The 17,622-nt window shown below is 64.8% G+C and carries 14 protein-coding genes; 13 read left to right on the forward strand and 1 reads right to left on the reverse strand.

Going from position 1 to position 17,622, the window contains the following annotated elements; translation table 11 throughout:
- Positions 1-34: 34 nt before the first annotated feature.
- Entirely contained in the window at positions 35-781 is a 747-nt protein-coding gene (locus tag ACI7M0_RS10365; protein WP_129932067.1) for an enoyl-CoA hydratase-related protein, read from the reverse strand.
- 115 nt (positions 782-896) lie between these two features.
- Here ACI7M0_RS10365 and ACI7M0_RS10370 point away from each other — a divergent pair, with 115 nt between their 5' ends.
- From ACI7M0_RS10370 to ACI7M0_RS10430, 13 genes are all read left to right on the forward strand, one after another.
- Entirely contained in the window at positions 897-1,541 is a 645-nt protein-coding gene (locus ACI7M0_RS10370) for a TetR family transcriptional regulator C-terminal domain-containing protein (RefSeq protein ID WP_010954566.1), read from the forward strand.
- A gap of 73 nt (positions 1,542-1,614) precedes the next feature.
- On the forward strand, positions 1,615-2,331 hold the full coding sequence (locus tag ACI7M0_RS10375) for a response regulator (RefSeq protein ID WP_010954565.1): 717 nt from the start codon (positions 1,615-1,617) through the stop codon (positions 2,329-2,331).
- Positions 2,328-3,110 (forward strand): ABC transporter substrate-binding protein, encoded by a 783-nt coding sequence (locus tag ACI7M0_RS10380; protein WP_129932066.1) that lies wholly within the window; start codon positions 2,328-2,330, stop codon positions 3,108-3,110. Before ACI7M0_RS10375 ends, ACI7M0_RS10380 begins: the two co-directional genes overlap by 4 nt.
- Entirely contained in the window at positions 3,107-5,359 is a 2,253-nt protein-coding gene (locus ACI7M0_RS10385) for an ATP-binding protein (RefSeq protein WP_129932065.1), read from the forward strand. Before ACI7M0_RS10380 ends, ACI7M0_RS10385 begins: the two co-directional genes overlap by 4 nt.
- 196 nt (positions 5,360-5,555) lie before the next feature.
- Positions 5,556-6,962 (forward strand): amino acid permease, encoded by a 1,407-nt coding sequence (locus ACI7M0_RS10390; protein WP_003256132.1) that lies wholly within the window; start codon positions 5,556-5,558, stop codon positions 6,960-6,962.
- 239 nt (positions 6,963-7,201) lie between these two features.
- On the forward strand, positions 7,202-7,996 hold the full coding sequence (locus ACI7M0_RS10395) for an enoyl-CoA hydratase/isomerase family protein (RefSeq protein WP_129932064.1): 795 nt from the start codon (positions 7,202-7,204) through the stop codon (positions 7,994-7,996).
- 33 nt (positions 7,997-8,029) lie between these two features.
- The gene (locus tag ACI7M0_RS10400) at positions 8,030-9,190 is read left to right on the forward strand and encodes an acyl-CoA dehydrogenase family protein (RefSeq protein ID WP_104887800.1); all 1,161 of its coding nucleotides are present in this window, start codon (positions 8,030-8,032) and stop codon (positions 9,188-9,190) included.
- A 17-nt stretch (positions 9,191-9,207) separates the two neighbouring features.
- Positions 9,208-11,325, forward strand: coding sequence for an acetate--CoA ligase family protein (locus ACI7M0_RS10405; protein WP_129932063.1), 2,118 nt, complete (start codon positions 9,208-9,210; stop codon positions 11,323-11,325).
- Positions 11,318-12,925 (forward strand): 5-guanidino-2-oxopentanoate decarboxylase, encoded by a 1,608-nt coding sequence (locus ACI7M0_RS10410; RefSeq protein WP_129932062.1) that lies wholly within the window; start codon positions 11,318-11,320, stop codon positions 12,923-12,925. Before ACI7M0_RS10405 ends, ACI7M0_RS10410 begins: the two co-directional genes overlap by 8 nt.
- A gap of 34 nt (positions 12,926-12,959) precedes the next feature.
- Positions 12,960-14,189: an alanine racemase gene (alr, locus tag ACI7M0_RS10415; RefSeq protein ID WP_129932061.1), complete on the forward strand. Its 1,230-nt coding sequence runs from the start codon at positions 12,960-12,962 to the stop codon at positions 14,187-14,189.
- A gap of 24 nt (positions 14,190-14,213) precedes the next feature.
- Positions 14,214-15,404 carry a pyridoxal phosphate-dependent aminotransferase gene (locus ACI7M0_RS10420; protein ID WP_129932060.1) on the forward strand — a complete coding sequence of 397 codons (1,191 nt, stop codon included), beginning with the start codon at positions 14,214-14,216 and terminating at the stop codon, positions 15,402-15,404.
- A 98-nt stretch (positions 15,405-15,502) separates the two neighbouring features.
- Positions 15,503-16,204: an NAD(P)H-dependent oxidoreductase gene (locus ACI7M0_RS10425; protein ID WP_014590556.1), complete on the forward strand. Its 702-nt coding sequence runs from the start codon at positions 15,503-15,505 to the stop codon at positions 16,202-16,204.
- A 296-nt stretch (positions 16,205-16,500) separates the two neighbouring features.
- Positions 16,501-17,604 (forward strand): polyamine ABC transporter substrate-binding protein, encoded by a 1,104-nt coding sequence (locus ACI7M0_RS10430; protein ID WP_129932059.1) that lies wholly within the window; start codon positions 16,501-16,503, stop codon positions 17,602-17,604.
- Positions 17,605-17,622 lie beyond the last annotated feature (18 nt).

The following is a 17,622-nucleotide window of genomic DNA, read 5'->3' on the forward strand; positions in this document are numbered from 1 at the left end:
GACAGTTGTTCCCATAAAGGTCGCGCCAGACCCTTCAATCCTTGATCAGCCCTCGCAGCACTGCCCGCGCTTCTTCAGTGCGCAAGCATTCGATGAAAAACTGGCTTTCCCGCGCCACCGTGGCCTCCAGCTCCGCCCGCTGGCTGTCCTTGAGCAGCCGCTTGCTGATCCGCAGTGCCGCCTGCGGGTAGCCTTGCAGTTGCCGCGCCAGCGTGCGCGCAGCGTCCAGGCATTGTTCGCCGTTTTCATGCAGCTCATTGGCCAGCCCCCAGGCCAGCATCTGTTCGCCATCCAGCAATGCATTGGTCAGCAGCAAGCGTGCCGCCCGGGCCTGGCCAAGCACACGCGGCAGCAGCAGGCTGGAACCAAATTCCGGGCACACACCCAGCGGCGCGAAAGGCATGCGCAGCTTGGTCGAGCGGCTGACCAGCACCTGGTCGCAGTGCAGCAACAGAGTGGCCCCGATGCCGATTGCCGCACCACTGACCGCTGCGATCAGCGGCTTGTCCAGGCCCATGACCACCCGCATCAAGCGGAACACCGGGCTGTCCAGGTCGCTGGGCGGGTTGTCGAGGAAGTCGCGAAGGTCGTTGCCAGCGCTGAAGCAGTGCGGCCCACCGGTGATGATGATGGCATCGACAGCGGGGTCTTCACCTGCCGCCAGCAGTAGGTCGCCCAGCAGCTGGTACATGGCAGTGTTCAGGGCATTGAGCTTGTCGGGGCGGTTGAAGGCCAGGGTCAACAGGCCTTGGTCCAGCTCGCGTGTGATCAGGTCGTTCATGGCAGCCGCTTTTGTTGTTGTGAGGGGCCCTGCCGGGCAGTGGTGCTTAGGGTTTATCACGCAGTCCGGCTTGTTGTACAGTCGTTCAGTCCAGCCCTTAACCAGAGACCCACCGATGACTCAGGAAGCCCGCTACCACCGCATGCTGCCGGAATTGCGCAAAGCCAACCTGGTCGAGGCGACCCTGGTGTGCCTCAAACGCCATGGTTTCCAAGGGGCTTCGATCCGCAAGATTTCGGCCGAGGCCGGGGTCTCGGTCGGGCTGATCAGCCACCATTACGCGGGCAAGGACGAACTGGTGGCAGAGGCTTACATGGCCGTCACCGGTCGGGTGATGGGCCTGTTGCGCGAGGCCATGGCCCAGGCCGCGCCCAATGCCCGCGAGCGGTTGTCGGCGTTTTTCCGTGCCTCGTTCTGCGCCGAGCTGCTCGACCCGCAATTGCTCGATGCCTGGCTGGCCTTCTGGGGGGCGGTGAAGACCGCCGACGCGATCAACCAGGTGCACGACCACTCCTACGGCGAGTACCGCAACGAACTTGGCCAGCTACTGGCCAGGCTGGCCGAGGAGGAGGGCTGGCAGGGCTTCGATGCCGACCTGGCGGCCATCAGCCTGAGCGCCTTGCTTGATGGCCTGTGGCTGGAGTCGGGCCTGAACCCCGGCACCTTCACCCCCGAGCAGGGCGTGATCATCTGCGAGGCCTGGGTCGACGGCCTGCAGGCCGGTGGCCGCAGGCGCTTCAGCCTGTCCGAGGGCTGTTGATCGCCTGTTCAGTAACGAGTACGCTGCTGTCGCGAGTGTGTAGAACAACACCAATAAAAAGAGACAACACGCAATGACGCCTCGGGTATTGATCGTCGATGACGATCCGCTTGTTCGTGACTTGCTGCAGGCCTACCTGTCCCGGGAAGGCTACGACGTACACTGCGCCGACACCGCCGAAAGGGCCGAAGCCCTGCTTGGCAGCCAGGACGTCGACCTCGTGCTGCTGGACATCCGCCTGCCCGGCAAGGACGGCCTCACCCTGACCCGCGAACTGCGGGTGCGCTCGGAGGTTGGCATCATCCTCATCACCGGGCGCAATGACGATATCGACCGCATCGTTGGCCTGGAATGCGGTGCAGATGACTACGTGATCAAACCGCTCAACCCCCGCGAGCTGGTGTCCCGGGCGAAAAACCTGATCCGCCGCGTGCGCCATGCCCGCGAGGCGCACCCCGCCCCGGCCTGCGCGCAATCGCTGAAGCAGTTCGCCGACTGGGCACTGGATACCGACCGCCGGCGCCTGATCGACGCCTGTGGCGGGCAAACCCTGCTGACTCATGGCGAGTTCCAGTTGCTCAGCGTGTTCCTGCGCAACAGCGGCCACACCCTCAGCCGCGACCAGTTGATGGACCAGATTCGCAACCGCGAGTGGGTGCCCAACGACCGCTCCATCGACGTGCTGGTCGGCCGCCTGCGGCGCAAGCTGCATGACGACCCGGCCGAACCGCAGTTGATCATCACCATTCACGGCACCGGCTACCTGTTCACCGCCAGCGTGGCAGCATGATTCCTCGCGCCTGGCAGTTGGCGCTGGCCTTGACGTTGCCGACCCTGCACGCCAGTGCCAGTGAGCCGGTGCGCTACTGCGACTACCCGGTGTACCCGCCCATTTCCTGGAGCGACGGCCACCAGGTGCGCGGCCTGGCCCCCACCGTGGTGCGCGAACTGTTCGCGCGCATGGGCTACGAGGTGCAAACCGTGGTGCTGGGCAACTGGAAGCGCTGCCTGATGGATGCCGCCGCCGGGCGGGTGGACGTGGTCCTGGCCTACAACAGCGACCAGCGTGACCAGCGCATGCGTTTTTCCACGGAGCCGGTGGTGCGCGAGGAAGTGGCCGTGTTCTACAACCGCAAGCGACCGGTGCAGTTCCAGCAGCTGGAGGACCTGGCGGGTTACCGCGGCGGCCTGCTGTACGGTGAAAGCTATGGCGCCGAGTTCGACCGCTTCGTCGCTCGCCACCAGAACATCGAGCGGGTATCGTCCAGCCAGCAGAATTTCGGCAAGCTGATCCGCGGGCGCATCGACTATGTGATTCAGGAGCGGCGCACTGGGCTGCTGTTCATCGAACACCTGCCCGGGGCGCAGGATATTCGCGCATTGCCCACGGCACTGAGCGTGGACTACCTGCGGGTGGCGGTATCGCGACAGTCACCCTTGAGCCAGCACGTGGCTGAAATCGACGCGCAGTTGCAGCGGATGAACCAGACGGGCGAGATCGCGCGTTGGCTTGAGCAAAGTGAGGTCACTTACCGCGACATGATCAACCTGCCGGCGGATGCACGATGATCCGCCTGCGCACCGATGGCCTGCTGCGCCGCCTGCTGCTGTTCATCCTGCTGTTCAGCTTGTGCTTCACGGTGCTGGCCAGCGGCGTGCAGCTGTACTTCGAGTACCGTCGCGAAATGCGGGATATTGAGGCACGCATGGCGTTGATCCGCGCCGGCTACCTGGCCAGCCTAGAGCGCAGCCTGTGGGACCTCGACGAGGCGCAGCTGGATGTTCAGTTGCGCGGCCTGGTGGACTTTTCCGATGTGGCGCGGGTGCGTCTGGTCAGTGATGATTTCACATTGTTACGCGGTGACGCCGAGCCCCAAGGGCCGCTGCGCATCGAGCGCTTCCCCCTCGACTATCAGCCGCCCTCAGGGCCGGTCAGGCACCTGGGCGAACTGGAAGTCAGCATCGACCTTGGCGCGGTACACCGGCGGCTTTACGCCACGGGCCTTGCCAGCCTGCTGTGGATGGGCGTGTTTCTGTGCGGCCTGGCAGTGGCACTGTCAGGGCTGTTCTACCGTCTGGTCACCCGCCACCTGCAAGTGATGGCCGAGTTCGCCCGCCGCATTGGCGCCGGCCAGTGGCAGGAGCCGTTGCGCCTTGGCCGCCGCCGATCATCGCGCCCCGACGAAATCGACACTGTGGCCAATGCCTTGGACGATATGCGTCGCGCCATCCTCAGCGATATCGAGCGCCGTGAGCGTGACCGCCTGGAACTGCAGGACAAACGCGACGAATTGCAGGCCATGGTCGAGCGGCGTACGGCCAGCCTGGCTCGGGCCAAGGACGAGGCCGAGGCTGCCAACCTGGCCAAGTCGCGCTTTTTGGCGACCATGAGCCATGAATTGCGCACGCCGCTCAACGGTATTCTGGGCATGGCCGAACTGCTGCGCGGCGGGCGCCTGGAGGTCGCCGACCGCCAGCGTGTCGAGGCCTTGTACAAGGCTGGCGAAGGGCTGTTGGCGATTCTCAACGAAGTGCTGTATTTCGCCCGGCTCGAAGAAGGCGAGAGCCGCGCCGAACGGGTGGTGTTTTCCTTGCGTCAGTTGTGCCAGGAAGTGCTGGCGTTGCTCGAACCCATGGCCATGGAGAATGCCGACACCCTGCAACTGCAGGTTGATGAGCAACTGGCCGCGTACCAGTACGGCGCAGAGCAGTACCTGCGACAGGTGCTGAGCAATCTGCTGGCCAATGCCATCAAGTTCACTGAGCACGGCCAGGTACAGCTTACGGTGCAGGTGCTTGCCAGTAACGAATGCTCGCAGCGCTTGCGGCTGTCGGTCCGTGACAACGGTATCGGCATCGAACCCGCCGTTCAGGCGAAGATCTTCGACCGTTTCGTCCAGGCCAGCGAAGCTGTGACCCAGCGCTATGGCGGCACTGGCCTGGGCCTGGCGATCTGCAAGCACCTGGTGGAAAAACTGGGCGGTAGCATCGGCCTTGAGAGCGTTCAAGGGCAGGGCAGCTGCTTTTGGTTCGAGCTCGACATGGCTCGCGGGCAGCCTGTCTCAGCGGGGGCACCAGCTCCTTCGCCCTTGCCCAGCCTGGATATCCTGGTGGTCGAAGACGTTGCCCTGAACCGTGAGGTTGCTGGTGGCCTGCTGATGCGCGACGGTCATCGGGTAAGCTTTGCCGAAGACGCCGGCCAAGCCCTGCAGGCATGCGCGCAGCGGCGCTTCGACCTGGTTCTGCTGGACGTGCACTTGCCGGGCATGAGCGGGGTGGCGTTGTGCCGACAGCTGCGTACCTCGCCTGGGCCGAACCGCGACAGCCGGATCCTGGCGCTGACGGCCGGCGTGCAACCGGGCCAGGTCGCGGGTTATCTGGACGCTGGCATGCAGGGCGTACTGGCCAAACCGTTGCGGCTGGACAACCTGCGCAAGGCGTTGGCTGACGTAGCGCCCGGTGAAGTGGCCAGCGCTGGCGCAGACATGGACTGGTCATTGCTCGACACCCACCGTTCACTGCTGGGGGAGCAGAAGTTGCAAGGCCTGCTGAAGGTCCTGCGCCAGTCACTGCAGCAGCACGCCACGGCGCTGGCCGAGGCGCTACCAGCCCAGGACTTCACCGAAGTGCTGCACCTGGCCCACCGCCTGGCTGGCAGTTGCGATTCCCTGGGGTTTACCGGGCTGGCGACGGTGTTGCGTGGTCTGGAGGAGGCGGCCCGGCAGCATGACGTACAGGCCATGCAAGCCCTCGGCGAGCCGTTGGCTACCCAGCTAGGTCAGGCCAGTGCCACGCTGGAACAGTTGATCCAGAGCTGACGTACAAAAAACTTACGACTTTTTACATCTTCGATCCGTTCGTATAACGGCGCCTTACATCCGTTTCCAATAATCCATGGCAACCGTGTTGCACACGGTCCATGAGGCTTATTGGAGACAAGAATAATGACATGCCGTAGCGCTCAGCCCCTCATTCGAACCCTCCCACGCACCGGCCGCAATGGCGAGGTGTGCCATGACTGACAACGTTGAAAAAATCCAGCTCACCCGCGCCCTGAAAAGCCGGCACATCTTCATGCTGTCGCTGGGTGGGGTCATTGGAACCGGCCTGTTCATGGGCTCGGGCGTAACCATCAATCAGGGCGGGCCGGTGGGCGCGATCCTGGCTTACCTGGTCGCGGGCTTGCTGATGTACCTGGTGATGGTCTGCCTGGGCGAGCTGTCGGTGCAGATGCCAGTGTCCGGTTCGTTTCAGGCCCACGCCACCAAATACATTGGCCCGGCCACCGGGTTCATGATCGGCTGGGTGTACTGGATGAGCTGGGCCACCACCGTAGGCCTGGAGTTCACCGCTGCCGGCATGTTGATGACCCGCTGGTTCCCGGAGGTGCCGATCTGGTACTGGTCGGCGCTGTTCGTGGTGGTGCTGTTCGGGCTCAACGCCCTGGCCACGCGTGCCTTTGGCGAGGCCGAGTACTGGTTCTCGGGCATCAAGGTGGCAACCATCCTCGGCTTCATCGTCATTGGCCTGCTGGTGATCTTCGGTGCCATCCCCCTGAGCAGCGGGGCACCCGCACCGATGCTGAACAACCTGGTGGGCGAGTCGCTGTTCCCTCACGGCCTGTCGGCAGTGTTCGCGGTGATGATGACTGTGGTCTACGCCTTCCAGGGCTGCGAAATCATGGGGGTGGCGGCTGGCGAGACCGAGCACCCGGAAAAGAGCATCCCGCGGGCGGTGCGCAATGTGGTGTTCCGCGTGCTGATCTTCTATGTGCTGGCGATTGCCGTGCTGTCTGCCATTGTGCCGCACGAGCAGGCCGGGCTGATGGAAAGCCCGTTCGTGCAGGTGTTCGACATGGTCGGCATCCCTTACGCCGCCGACTTGATGAACTTCGTCATCCTCACGGCCATCCTCTCGGTGGGCAACTCCGGGTTGTATGCCTCCACGCGCATCCTCTGGGCCATGTCCAAGACTGGCATGGCACCGAAAAGCCTGTCGCCGCTGAGCAAGCGTGGCGTGCCGCTGCGGGCGCTGAGCATCACCCTGTGCTTTGCGCTGATTTCGCTGATGACCAGCTTCGTCGCGGCTGACACGCTGTTCATGGTGCTGATGGCGGTGAGCGGTATGTCCGGCACCGTGACCTGGATCGTCATCGCCCTGGCGCAGTACCGTTTCCGCAAGGCATGGCTGCGTGACGGCGGGCAACTGCAGGACCTGAAGTACAAAGCGCCGCTGTACCCGCTGGTGCCGCTGCTGTGCATCACCCTGTGCAGTTCGCTGTTTGTGTTTCTGGCGCTGGATGAAACCCAGCGGCCGTCGCTGTACTGGGGCTTTGGCTTCATTGCCCTGTGCTATGCGGCGTACTTCTTCGTCAACCGCCGCCGGCAGGGGGCCTTCGCACCCAGCGCACCAGGGGTTTGACACCGCAGCTCGTCGTCGGCAGGTGTTGGTCGCTGCATTTTCAGCGCCTGTGAGGTCGAGCGCCGCCCGTGCGGTGCGCGATCTCACAGGCCATAAAGCCGTCATGACGAACGCCCTTGTGTAACGCCAGATACCGAGTTGTGCGAAGTTGTAACAGCCCATCCCGCCTTGCTGAACACTCGTTTAGTATCTCCCTCATCAAGTCCTCCAACACCATCACAACAACACCGAGGCCCCCCATGACTACCCCGTCGTCGTCACTGTTGAGCAAGGTCGAAGCCGGCGTTGCCTGGATCACCCTCAACCGCCCCGAGCAGCGCAACGCGCTGGACATTCCCACCCTCAAGCAACTGCACGCCTTGCTCGACAGCCATGCCGACGACCCCGCCGTACGCGTGGTGGTGCTGACCGGCAGCGGCCGCAGCTTCTGCGCTGGCGCCGACCTGGCCGAATGGGCAGCCGCCGAAGCGGCGGGCACCCTGGAAAGCTACGGCTGGACCGAAACTGCCCATGCCCTGATGCTGCGCCTGCACAGCCTCGACAAACCCACCATCGCCGCCATCAACGGCACCGCCGTGGGCGGTGGCATGGACCTCAGCCTGTGCTGCGACCTGCGCATCGCCGCCGCCTCGGCGCGCTTCAAGGCCGGCTACACCAGCATGGGCTACAGCCCCGATGCCGGCGCCAGCTGGCACCTGCCACGGCTGATCGGCAGCGAGCAGGCCAAGCGCCTGCTGTTCCTCGACGAGCTGTGGGGCGCCGATCGAGCCCTGGCCGCCGGGTTGGTCAGCGAAGTCTGCGCCGACGAGCAGTTGCCTGCCGTTGCCGCCGAACTGGCCGGGCGCCTGGCCAATGGCCCGACCTTCGCCTATGCGCAGACCAAGCGGCTGATACGCGACGGTGCCCGGCGCACGCTGGCTGAACAGCTGGAAGCCGAGCGCCACGCCGGCCTGTTGTGTGGCCGCAGCCAGGATGGCCTCGAGGCCCTGCAAGCTTCGGTGGAACGTCGCGCCCCCCGTTTTACCGGCCAGTAATCCGATACCCGACCCTCATCAGGACCTTCGCAGATGAATTTCCAACTGACCCAAGAACAAGAAATGTTGGTGGAAGCGGTACGCAGCTTTGTTGCCAAGGAGCTGCTGCCCCATGAGGAAGCGGTGGACCGCGCCGACGCCGTGTCACCCGAACTGGCCGCGCAGATCCGTGGCAAGGCCATCGCTGCCGGGTTCTATGCCTTCAACATGCCCGAGGAAGTGGGAGGGGGCGGCCTGGACTACCTGTCCCAGGCGCTGATCGAACGTGAGCTGTCCAAGGTGTCCTGGGCGCTGCATGTCTTCGTTGCACGGCCGTCGAAAATCCTCATGGCCTGCAAGGACGAGCAGATCAACGACTACTTGCTGCCGTGCGTGCAGGGCGAGAAGGTCGACTGCTTCGCCCTCACCGAACCGGGCGCCGGCTCTGATGCCAACGCCATCAAGACCCGCGCCTTGCGCCAGGGCGATGACTTTGTCATCAACGGTAGCAAGCACTTCATCAGCCACGCCGGTCACGCCGATTTCGCCATTGTCTTCGCGGTCACCGACACCTATGAGCACAACGGGCGCAAGCGCAATGCGGTCACCGCCTTGCTGGTCGACCGGGGTACGCCGGGCATGACCATCCGCCGTGGTCCCAAGTGCGTGAGCAACCGTGGTTATCACACCTACGAGCTGTTCTTCGACGACTGCCGAGTGCCGGCCAGCAAGGTGCTGGGCGAAGTGGGCAAGGGCTGGGAAGTGGCCAACGCCTGGCTTACCGCCGGCCGGGTGATGGTCGCCGCCAACTGCGTGGGCCAGGCCCAGCGCGCCCTCGACCTGTCGCTGCAATGGGCCGCCGACCGCAAGCAGTTCGGCCAGGCCATCGGCAGCTATCAGGGGGTGTCGTTCAAGCTGGCCGACATGGCCACGCAGATCCGCGCGGCCGAGATGCTCACCCTGCACACCGCCTGGAAGATGGACCAGGGCAACATGACCGACGGTGAGGCCGGCATGGCCAAGCTGTTTGCCAGCGAGGTGCTGGGCAAGGTCGCCGACGAAGCCGTGCAGATCTTCGGTGGCATGGGCCTGATGGATGAAGGGCCGGTTGAGCGCATCTGGCGCAACGCGCGTATCGAGCGCATCTGGGAGGGCACTTCGGAAATCCAGCGGCATATCATCGCCCGCGAACTGCTGCGCCCGCTGCTGCGCTGAGCGCCAGGAGAACACCCATGTCGCAATCGATTCGTGACAACCTCAAGCGCCTGCTGGCGCCCCGACACCTGGCCTTCGTCGGCGGGCGCAGTATGGCGCGGGCGCTCAAGCGCTGCGCCGAAGGTGGCTTTGCCGGTGAGCTGTGGCTGGTCAACCCGCAGCATGAAAGCCTCGAAGGAATCCCCTGCGTGGCCCGGGTGGCCGACTTGCCCTACGCCCCGGACGCGGTGTTCATCGCCACCAACCGTGAGCTGACCTTGCAGTGCGTTGCCGAGCTGGCTGCACGTGGCGCCGGTGGCGCCATCTGCTACGCCTCGGGCTTTGCCGAAAGCGGTCAGGAGGGCTGCCAGTTGCAGCAACGCCTGCTCGACGTCGCCGGCAACATGGCCTTGCTCGGCCCCAACTGCTATGGCTTGCTCGACTACCTGCACGGTGCCGCCCTGTGGCCGGTGGCGCATGGTGGCCAGCAAGTGGAGAAGGGGGTGGCGATCCTCACGCAAAGTGGCAACTTCGCCTACAACCTGTCCATGAGCGATCGCTCCCTGCCGGTGGCCTACATGGCCTCGGTCGGCAACCAGGCGCAACTGGGTGTGGCCGAGCTGATGGATGTGCTGCTCGACGACCCACGGGTAACCGCCATCGGCCTGCATTTGGAAGGCCTGAAGAACGTGCCGGGCTTCGCCCGCGCCGCTTGCAAGGCGCTGCAGCAGGGCACGCCGATCATTGCATTGAAGACGGGCGTTTCGCAGATCGGCGCTGAACTGGCGCTCAGCCACACCAGCTCGTTGTCCGGCTCCGATGCGTTGTACGACAGCCTGTTCCAGCGCCTGGGGGTGATCCGCGTCAGCGGCCCGGTGAGCTTTGTCGAAACGCTCAAGGCCGCAGCCTGCGGACGCTTGCCGGCAGATGGCGAGCTGATTGCGCTGGCCTGCTCAGGCGGCGATGCCGGGCTGATTGCCGACTATGCCGAACGCAACCAGTTGCAACTGCCGAAGCTCGCGCAAGGGCAGGTGGCGGCACTGGCCGAGGTGTTGCCGGGCTATGCCAGCCTGGTCAACCCACTGGACTTCACCACTGCCATCTGGGGCGATGAAGCCGCCCTGCAACGCATGCTCGACAACACCCTGAGCGGCGCCGCAGGCGCGGCGATGCTGGTGCTGGACTACCCGGCGGCGTTCACCGGCGAGCGCAAGGAATGTGACCTGCTGCTGGGGCTGTACTGCGATGCCGTTGAACGCCACGGCAAGATCGGCTTCGTCACCTCGGCTTTCCCGGAACTGTTGCCTGCCAGTGCGCGTGAGCACCTGCATGCGCGGGGCATCGCAGCCCTGCAGGGAGTGGAAGATGGCCTGGCGGCCTGGGGCCGTATCGTCGCTTACCAAAGGAACCGCCAGCGGTTGCTGGACCAGGGCGAGGCTGCGCGGGTACCACTGTGCCCGCAGGCCCTCACGGGCGAAAGCCGATTGTTGGACGAATGGCAATCCAAGCAGGCCCTGCGCGCCTTCGGCCTGCCCGTGCCTGCGGGCGTGCTGAGTACGCCCGAACGCGCCGTGGCAGACGCCGCCCGCGTGGGTTACCCCTTGGTACTGAAGGCGGTCAGCGCGCAGCTGCCACACAAGACCGAAGCTGGCGCTGTGGCGTTGAACCTGCGTGATGCCCGCGCCCTGGAAGCTGCACTGGTGCAGATGCGCCAGTGCATCGCTGACTACGCCCCACAGGTTGCGTTTGATCAGGTGCTGCTCGAGCCCATGGCCGAGCCGCCCTTGGCCGAGCTCATAGTGGGCATCAAGCGTGAAAACGACTTTGCACTGGCCTTGGTGATCGGTGCCGGCGGCGTGCTGGTCGAACTGCTCAAGGACAGTGTCAGCCTGTTGCTGCCCACTACCGACAGCGCCATCCGGGCAGCGCTACTGAGCCTGCGCAGTGCCAGCCTGCTGCAAGGCTTCCGTGGCCGTCCGGCCGCCAACCTCGATGCCTTGGTCTCGGCCATCCGCGCGGTCGCCGATTACGCCTGCGAAAACGCCGGGCAGTTGCTGGAGCTGGATGTGAACCCATTGATGGTCGGTGCCAACGGTACCACCGCAGTCGACGCGCTGATCCGCCTTGGCCAGGCGCAAGGAGAACGACATGAATGACCTTACCCTGACAGCCGGCCAAGCGCTGGTGCGGTTGTTGGCCAACTACGGCGTGGAGACCGTGTTCGGCATCCCCGGCGTGCACACCCTGGAGCTGTACCGTGGCCTGCCGGGCAGCGGCATTCGCCATGTATTGACCCGCCACGAGCAGGGCGCCGGCTTCATGGCCGACGGCTACGCGCGGGTCAGTGGCAAGCCGGGGGTGTGCTTCGTCATCACCGGCCCAGGCGTGACCAACGTCGCCACCCCCATCGGCCAAGCCTATGCCGACTCGGTGCCGATGCTGGTGATTTCCAGCGTCAACCACACCGCCAGCCTGGGCAAGGGCTGGGGCTGCCTGCATGAAACCCAGGACCAGCGCGCCATGACTGCGCCCATCACGGCGTTTTCTGCGGTGGCCCTGCAGGGCGACGACTTGCCCGAGCTGATCGCGCGCGCCTGGGCAGTGTTCGACAGCGAACGACCGCGCCCGGTGCATATTTCGGTGCCCCTGGACGTGCTGGCGGCATCGGTCAGTCGGGACTGGAGCGGTGAGGTGGTACGCCGTCCCGGGCGTGGCCAGCCGTGCCGCGAAACCCTCGAGCAGGCTGCCCTGAAGCTCGCCGCCGCCCAGCGGCCGATGCTCATTGCCGGGGGGGGCGCGTTGCACGCGGCTGAGCAGTTGCAGCAACTCAGTACACGGCTGGCAGCGCCTCTGTTCACCAGCGTGGCCGGCAAGGGCTTGCTGCCACCAGACGCGCCACTCAATGCTGGCGCCAGCCTGTGCGTCGAACCCGGCTGGCAGTTGATCAGCCAGGCTGATGTGGTGCTTGCCGTAGGCACCGAAATGGCCGACACCGACTTCTGGCGTGAGCGCCTGCCGATCCGCGGCGAGCTGCTGCGCGTCGACATCGACCCGCGCAAATTCAACGATTTCTACCCCTGTGCCATTGCCCTGCAGGGCGATGCCCGGCAAACCTTGGACGGTTTGCTCGAACACCTGCCCGCACTTCAGCGTGACCCGGCCCAGGCCAGCGCGGCGGTGGCCACCCTGCGCCAGGCCATCCGCAATGGGCATGCCCCGTTGCAGGCCACGCACCAGGCCATTCTGGACCGTATCGCCGCCGTACTGCCTGACGATGCCTTCATCAGCAGCGACATGACCCAGCTGGCCTATACCGGCAACTACGCCTTCGCCAGTCGGGCGCCACGTAGCTGGCTGCACCCCACCGGTTACGGCACCCTCGGCTACGGCCTGCCGGCCGGCATCGGTGGCATGTTCGCCAGCGACCATCGCCCCGGCCTGGTACTGGTGGGTGATGGCGGCTTCCTGTACACCGCCCAGGAACTGGCCACTGCCGTCGAGGAACTGCACCGGCCGCTGGTGGTGTTGCTTTGGAACAATGACGCCCTCGGCCAGATCCGCGACGATATGCTCGGCCTGGATATCGAGCCGGTCGGCGTGCTGCCGCGCAACCCGGATTTCATCGGCCTGGCCCGCGCCTTCGGTTGCACCGTGCACCAGCCACGCGACCTGGACGCGCTGCAGGCCGACCTGGCCAGCGGCTTCGCCACCCCCGGCGTGACGTTCATCGAACTCAAACACACCTGCGTCTGTTAAGGCGCGCACTACGACAAGAACACGAGTAATCACCATGCCCTTTCGCCGTACCCTTCTGGCTGCATCCCTGGCACTTCTGATCACCGGACAGGCCCCCCTGTATGCGGCACCCCCGTTGTCGACGGACAACGGCACCAACACCCTGACCGTGCAGAACAGCAACGCCTGGGTCGAGGTCAGTGCCAGCGCCCTGCAACACAATATCCGCACCCTGCAGGCTGAGCTGGCCGGCAAGTCCAGGCTGTGCGCCGTGCTCAAGGCCGATGCCTATGGCCATGGTATCGGTCTGGTGATGCCGTCGATCATCGCCCAGGGCGTGCCCTGCGTGGCGGTGGCCAGCAACGAGGAGGCCCGGGTGGTCCGCGGCAGTGGTTTCACCGGGCAACTGGTGCGGGTACGCCTGGCCAGCCTCAGCGAGCTGGAAGATGGCTTGCAGTACGACATGGAAGAGCTGGTGGGCAGCGCGGAATTTGCCCGCCAGGCCGATGCCATCGCCGCGCGCCATGGCAAGACCTTGCGCATTCACATGGCGCTCAACTCCAGTGGCATGAGCCGCAACGGGGTGGAGATGGCCACCTGGTCCGGCCGTGGCGAAGCGCTGCAGATCACCGACCAGAAGCACCTCGAGCTGGTTGCGCTGATGACCCACTTCGCCGTGGAAGACAAGGACGATGTACGCAAGGGCCTGGCGGCATTCAACGAGCAGACCGACTGGTTGATCAAGCACGCCAGGCTGGACCGCAGCAAGCTCACCCTGCACGCCGCCAACTCGTTCGCTACGCTGGAGGTGCCGGAAGCGCGCCTGGACATGGTACGAACGGGTGGCGCGCTGTTCGGCGACACCGTGCCGGGGCGCACCGAGTACAAACGTGCGATGCAGTTCAAATCGCACGTGGCGGCGGTGCACAGCTATCCGGCCGGCAACACCGTGGGCTATGACCGCACCTTCACCCTGGCCCGTGATTCGCGGCTGGCCAACATTACGGTCGGGTACTCCGATGGCTACCGCCGGGTATTCACCAACAAGGGCCATGTGCTGATCAACGGCCACCGTGTGCCGGTCGTGGGCAAGGTGTCGATGAACACGCTGATGGTCGATGTCACCGACTTCCCTGATGTGAAGGGGGGTAACGAAGTGGTGCTGTTCGGCAAGCAGGCCGGGGGCGAAATCACCCAGGCCGAGATGGAAGAAATCAACGGCGCGTTGCTCGCCGATCTGTACACCGTATGGGGCAATTCCAACCCGAAGATCCTCGTCGACTGAAATTGCCATTGAAAGGAGATTGCCATGCGCTACGCCAAGCTCACCCAACGCATCGCCGGCGACGGCGCTGCGGCCTGGGACATCCACTACCGCGCCCTGGCGCTGCAGGCCGAGGGCAAGGACATCCTGCTGCTGTCGGTGGGTGACCCGGACTTCGACACTCCCGCGCCTATTGTCGAGGCGGCCATCGACAGCCTGCGCGCTGGCCATACCCATTACGCCGATGTACGCGGCAAGCTGGCCCTGCGCCAGGCCATCGCCAACCGTCACCGGCAACGCAGCGGCCAGGCGGTGAGCGCCGACCAGGTGACGGTGCTGGCGGGGGCCCAGTGCGCGTTGTTCTGCGTGGCCCAGTGCATACTCGACCCAGGCGATGAGGTGATCGTTGCCGAACCCATGTATGTCACCTACGAGGCCGTGTTTGGCGCCTGCGGCGCCAAGGTGGTGCCGGTACCGGTCAAGCCCGAGAATGGCTTTCGCGTGTGCCCGCGTGACGTCGCCGAGCGCATTACCCCGCGCACCCGCGCGCTGGCGCTGAACAGCCCGCACAACCCTTCAGGGGCGAGCCTGCCGCGCGCCACCTGGGAGGCGCTGGCCGAACTGTGCGTTGCCCATGATCTGTGGCTGATCTCTGACGAGGTCTACAGCGAGCTGCTGTATGAAGGCGAGCATGTCAGCCCCGGCAGCCTGCCGGGCATGGCCGAGCGCACTGCAACGTTGAACAGCCTGTCCAAGTCGCATGCCATGACCGGCTGGCGCATGGGGTGGGTGGTCGGCTCGACAGCACTGGCCACGCATCTGGAAAACCTCGCCCTGTGCATGCTCTACGGCTTGCCGGACTTCGTCCAGGATGCCGCCGTGGTGGCGCTGGAGCAGCCGTTGCCCGAGCTGGACGCCATGCGCGAAGCCTACCGCGAGCGGCGCGATCTGGTGTGCGAGCAGCTGGCCGGCTGCCCGGGCCTCAAGGCATTGAAGCCCGATGGTGGCATGTTCGTGATGCTCGACATCCGTGAAACCGGCCTTAGCGCACAGGCTTTCGCCGACTACCTGTTGGACAGCCAAGGCGTGTCGGTGCTCGCCGGCGAGGCATTCGGCCCGAGCGCTGCCGGGCATATCCGCCTGGGCCTGGTGCTGGGCAATGAGGCGCTGGCCGATGCCTGCCAGCGCATCGCCCGCTGCGCCGGCGAACTGATGCGCGGGCAGACGGATGCGTGAGCACACCGTCCAGCGTACGCGCCGCCCGGGCCAGGAGGAAGGCGCGTGCTGCTGAACCACTGCGGCAAGATAACCTGTTTTGTGTGAGGAGAATGCTTGTGAATGTACTGATCGTCCACGCTCACCCCGAGCCGCAATCGTTCACGGCTGCTCTGCGTGACCAGGCTGTGGAAACCTTTCGCGCCCAAGGCCATCAGGTGCAGGTCAGCGACTTGTACGCCATGGGCTGGAACCCGGTGGCCAGTGCCGATGACTTTACCCAGCGCGAGAACCCCGAGTACCTCGTGTATGCGCTGGAGCAGCGTCAGGGCGTCAAGCGCGGTGCCATTGCCGCAGACATCCAGCAGGAGCTGGACAAGCTGTTGTGGGCCGATTTGCTGGTGTTGAACTTCCCGATTTTCTGGTTCTCGGCCCCGGCCATGCTCAAGGGCTGGATCGACCGGGTGCTGGTGTCGGGGGTGTGTTATGGCGGCAAGCGCTTCTACGACCAGGGCGGGTTGGCCGGCAAGAGGGCGCTGGTGACCGTGACCCTGGGCGGGCGCGAGCACATGTTTGGCGACGGCGCGATTCACGGGCCGCTGGAAGACATGCTGCGGCCGATCCTGCGGGGCACGCTGGCCTATGTCGGGTTCGAGGTGCTGCCGCCGTTCGTGGCGTGGCATGTGCCGTACATCAGTGCTGATGCGCGGCAGGACTTTCTGCAGCAATACCGGCAGCGTCTGGAGCAGCTCTCGGACGACCAGCCACTGGTGTTCCCGCGCCTGGCGCAGTTCGATGAAGCGTTGTACCCGCTGACGTGACCTTTCTCCTGCACTGAGCACTGGGGCCGCGTTGCGGCCCTTTCGCGACACAAGGCCGCTCCCACAGGATTGTCGCCAGCTTCGAAGGCTGCGCCGTCCTTGTGGGAGCGGCCTTGTGTCGCGAAAGGGCTGCAAAGCAGCCCCAACATTTTGTCGTCATACGATGTTCTGCAAACCTTCCAGCACCACCTGCCAAAAAACGACCACCCACACATTCGGGGTATGTCACCCCTGGGCGAATCCACCGATAGTGAACCCATCGGCTCGATCCGGAGCACTCACACGATGGAGTTGCCATGCGCAAGGTACTGAAGGTGATTGGCGGTCTGCTGCTGGCGTCTGGCGCCAGCCTGGCCCAGGCGGCAGAGGTGGACAGCGGTAACACGTTACGGTTGTACAACTGGACCGACTACATCGGTGAAACCACCCTGGCCGACTTCGAGAAGGCCACCGGCATCAAGGTCATCTACGACACCTTCGATGGCTACGAAACCGTGCAGACCAAGCTGCTCACCGGCCGTTCCGGCTACGACCTGGTCATGCTCAACGCCTCGCTGGTCCCCCCGCTGATCAGCGCCGGTGTGTTCCAGGCACTGGACAAGCAGCAACTGCCCAGTTGGCACAACCTCGACCAGCAGGTGGTGAACGACCTGCAGGGCTACGACCCTGGCCTGAAGTATTCGGCGCCCTACACCTGGGGCAGCTCGGGGGTCACCTACAACGTCGACAAGATCACCGCACGCATGCCCGACGCGCCGATCGGTTCGCTGGCCATGCTGTTCGACCCCAAGATCGTCTCGCGCTTCGCCGACTGCGGTGTCACCCTGATGGACGCGCCCACCGAGGTCATCCCGCTGGCCTTGCAGTACCTGGGCAAGGATCCGCGCAGCGCATCGCCGGCCGACCTCAAGGCGGCCGAACAATTATTGCTGGGCATCCGCCCTTACATACGCAAGTTCGATTCGGTGAATTACCTCACCAGCCTGCCCAATGGTGATGTCTGCCTGGCGCTGACCTGGTCCGGTGACTATGCCACCGCCCAGGCCCGCGCAGTGGAAGCGAAGAAGGACATCAAACTGTCGTTCTTCATCCCCAGGGAAGGTTCGCTGATCTGGTTCGACAACCTGTACATCCCCAAGGATGCGCCGCACGCGGCCAACGCCCACCGCTTCATCGAGTTTCTGCTGCAGCCGCAGACCATGGCCAAGGTCACTGACTACATCCATTACGCCAACAGCAACGCTGCCGCTACCGCGCTGGTGCGTGATGACATTCGCCAGGACCCGGCCATCTACCCCGACGCACCCACCCGCGAACGCCTGTTCGCGCAGAAAACCCAGAGCCCGAAGGACATGCGCGCCATCACCCGGGTCTGGAGCACGGTCAAGACCGGTTTCTGAACACTGCCCAAAAATTCT

The sequence above is a fragment of the Pseudomonas sp. 10(2024) genome, assembly GCF_045164175.1.
Classification (GTDB): Bacteria; Pseudomonadota; Gammaproteobacteria; order Pseudomonadales; family Pseudomonadaceae; genus Aquipseudomonas; species Aquipseudomonas alloputida.

What these genes read in the sequence shown, in the direction of transcription:
- ACI7M0_RS10365 (WP_129932067.1), bottom strand. Translation starts at nt 781, where the DNA reads ATGAACGACCTGATCACACGCGAGCTGGACCAAGGCCTGTTGACCCTG.
- ACI7M0_RS10370 (WP_010954566.1), top strand. Translation starts at nt 897, where the DNA reads ATGACTCAGGAAGCCCGCTACCACCGCATGCTGCCGGAATTGCGCAAA.
- ACI7M0_RS10375 (WP_010954565.1), top strand. Translation starts at nt 1,615, where the DNA reads ATGACGCCTCGGGTATTGATCGTCGATGACGATCCGCTTGTTCGTGAC.
- ACI7M0_RS10380 (WP_129932066.1), top strand. Translation starts at nt 2,328, where the DNA reads ATGATTCCTCGCGCCTGGCAGTTGGCGCTGGCCTTGACGTTGCCGACC.
- ACI7M0_RS10385 (WP_129932065.1), top strand. Translation starts at nt 3,107, where the DNA reads ATGATCCGCCTGCGCACCGATGGCCTGCTGCGCCGCCTGCTGCTGTTC.
- ACI7M0_RS10390 (WP_003256132.1), top strand. Translation starts at nt 5,556, where the DNA reads ATGACTGACAACGTTGAAAAAATCCAGCTCACCCGCGCCCTGAAAAGC.
- ACI7M0_RS10395 (WP_129932064.1), top strand. Translation starts at nt 7,202, where the DNA reads ATGACTACCCCGTCGTCGTCACTGTTGAGCAAGGTCGAAGCCGGCGTT.
- ACI7M0_RS10400 (WP_104887800.1), top strand. Translation starts at nt 8,030, where the DNA reads ATGAATTTCCAACTGACCCAAGAACAAGAAATGTTGGTGGAAGCGGTA.
- ACI7M0_RS10405 (WP_129932063.1), top strand. Translation starts at nt 9,208, where the DNA reads ATGTCGCAATCGATTCGTGACAACCTCAAGCGCCTGCTGGCGCCCCGA.
- ACI7M0_RS10410 (WP_129932062.1), top strand. Translation starts at nt 11,318, where the DNA reads ATGAATGACCTTACCCTGACAGCCGGCCAAGCGCTGGTGCGGTTGTTG.
- alr (WP_129932061.1), top strand. Translation starts at nt 12,960, where the DNA reads ATGCCCTTTCGCCGTACCCTTCTGGCTGCATCCCTGGCACTTCTGATC.
- ACI7M0_RS10420 (WP_129932060.1), top strand. Translation starts at nt 14,214, where the DNA reads ATGCGCTACGCCAAGCTCACCCAACGCATCGCCGGCGACGGCGCTGCG.
- ACI7M0_RS10430 (WP_129932059.1), top strand. Translation starts at nt 16,501, where the DNA reads ATGCGCAAGGTACTGAAGGTGATTGGCGGTCTGCTGCTGGCGTCTGGC.